Origin of the sequence: Massilia genomosp. 1 (genome assembly GCF_011682185.1) — a bacterium.
Classification (GTDB): Bacteria; Pseudomonadota; Gammaproteobacteria; order Burkholderiales; family Burkholderiaceae_D; genus Telluria_A; species Telluria_A rubra.
In genome coordinates, this window is sequence record NZ_WHJF01000439.1 from 1 (window position 1) to 361 (window position 361).

1 protein-coding gene is annotated in these 361 nt (G+C 46.5%); it reads left to right on the plus strand.

Going from position 1 to position 361, the window contains the following annotated elements:
* Positions 1-193: hypothetical protein (locus F1735_RS36110; protein ID WP_222853203.1), on the plus strand; the 193-nt coding region annotated here is incomplete at its 5' end.
* Between the last annotated feature and the right edge of the window lie 168 nt (positions 194-361).

Below are 361 nucleotides of genomic sequence, written 5' to 3' on the forward strand. Positions count from 1 at the left end.
TCATGGTGTGGGCGTTTTGATTAAGCTTCAGAAACTAAATCATGCCAGAAATGGGCGCCCACTCCCACCTTTTCGCTTGCGCTGCCAAGCAATTTTCATCCGTTCCGCTAGTTTTGCAAGAGGCTCTGTTGACTGCAGCACCGCCGCCGAGTTTTTTTTTGCGCGTATTTTCACTTTAAGCCAGAAAAGTTAAATCAAATATGTCCGATGAAATACATTTTCGATTTCAATATAGTTGGTGATTAGCGCTGATCTTCAGCATAACTGAACTTTGGTCGCCGTTACGTGTCCAACCTTGCATATGCGTGCGCGGTGGCGCAGGCGGGAGAAGATTATGGCGACGATGAATCGGGTTCAGTTT